Origin of the sequence: Corynebacterium sp. UMB10321, assembly GCF_030228725.1 — a bacterium.
Taxonomy (GTDB): Bacteria; Actinomycetota; Actinomycetes; order Mycobacteriales; family Mycobacteriaceae; genus Corynebacterium; species Corynebacterium pseudogenitalium.
Genome location: NZ_JASOZC010000024.1, coordinates 1 through 1,699 on the forward strand (window position 1 = coordinate 1; position 1,699 = coordinate 1,699).

At 52.2% G+C, this 1,699-nt stretch carries 1 protein-coding gene; it reads left to right on the top strand.

The genetic code is table 11. From position 1 onward, the window contains the following. Positions 1–140 precede the first annotated feature (140 nt). Positions 141–1,589 (top strand): integrase core domain-containing protein, encoded by a 1,449-nt coding sequence (locus QP752_RS11165; RefSeq protein WP_284805530.1) that lies wholly within the window; start codon positions 141–143, stop codon positions 1,587–1,589. Positions 1,590–1,699: the final 110 nt, after the last annotated feature.

Here is a 1,699-nt window from a genome sequence, read left to right on the forward strand (position 1 = left end):
TGTTATGTGTCACTACCTTTTGCACGCTTAAAGTCATGACAGTGTGCACGCTTAAGGTCATGACATTGTTTACACCTAATGTCATGACATTGTGCACAGTTTCGTGACCTTTTATGCTGTGTGTCGGGCACAATCGGATAATGAGTAAGGCAATTCCTCCGGAGATTCGCCGGAAAATTATTGAGTTCGATCCCTTCGACGGTCACGGTCTATCTATCACCGCGTTTTGCGAACAGTTGAAGATCTCCCGCCGCACGTTCTACAACATCCGTGCCCGATACGATGAGGAAGCAGGTGCCGCGTTGCATCCGCATTCCAGCGCCCCGATCACCCCAGCAAGGACCTACGACGAGCACGTGACCGCAGCACTGCTTGTGATCCGGAAGCGTTTGAAAACCCAGGGCTGGGACTATGGTCCCATCTCCATTCGGTTTGAAGGTATTGCATCAGGAGAGCTAGCAGATCCGGTGCCGTCCGTATCCACGATTGCTCGCCTGTTGCGTGCGGCAGGAGCTGTGGAATCAAACCCGAAGAAACGCCCCAAGATCACCCGTGTTCGTTTCCAGCGTGGTCAAGCCATGCACATGTGGCAAATTGATGGGTTTTACTATCGCCTCCACGACGACAAACGAACACCTGTCACCATCTATCAAATCATCGATGACGCTACCCGCTTCGATGTCGGTACCTGCGCCTATGCGGCACACGAAAACTCTAAAGATGCCACAGATGCTGTACGCAAGGCCATTGCCACCTTTGGTGCCCCGCATGAACTTCTCAGTGATAATGGGGCTGCTTTTAACCAGCTACGCAACGGTGTTGTTGGCCCCTTGGAAGCCTACCTGGCATCGGTTGGGTGCTTGAGTATTTCCGGCAGGCCACGCAACCCGCAAACTCAAGGTAAAGACGAGCGTTCACACCGCACACTGTTTAGATTCTTGGAGGCACACAAACCAAAAACACTGAAGCAGTGCGAGGTGCTGATCGATAAGTATCGAGATCAATACAATAACCGGCGCCCACACCAGGGCCTTCCAGAGTGTGTCACCCCGGCCACAGCGTGGCACCTTGTTGGGGTTGTGCCACCTCAAGACCCGATCCCACTGGAGGTGCTAAAGCAGAAAGCAGAAAACTACGCGCTTCAACGTCGTAACGCTTACCTCACCTCAGGGGTTATCCGCCAGGATGAAAAACCACCACGTCCGAAACGAAACGGTGGAGTCACAGGCTATTCATGCCCCAGTATTGCTGACTCAGATGACAACGGTTTCGGTACAGTGACTGTCACTGAAGCTAATCAGATGGTGTTTTTCCAAGGGATGCGCATTGCTGTTCCCCGATCGATGAGAAACAGAAGTTTCCACCGCACAGCCACAGAAAGCGAACTTGGCTTTTGGGATGCCGAAGACGGTGAACTCGCTTTGTCGATCCCACTTCCCGTGGTCGCTATCGCAAAGACAAAGGCATACATCAACTCCTACAACATCAAAGGCGTGTGGATGAAGGATCCACCCAAACAATGGCGTATCAAACACGAAAAAGCCCAAAAACGATTCGCCACCATTAGCCCAGACAAACTACTCCACTAAAACACGCAGGACTGTGCACACACCCATGGGACACAGTGTGCACAACCTCCTGACACCCAGTGTGCACAACCTGATGACACTCAACGTGCACGAGGTGCTGACACTTTACA

What these genes read in the sequence shown, in the direction of transcription:
- QP752_RS11165 (WP_284805530.1), top strand. Translation starts at nt 141, where the DNA reads ATGAGTAAGGCAATTCCTCCGGAGATTCGCCGGAAAATTATTGAGTTC.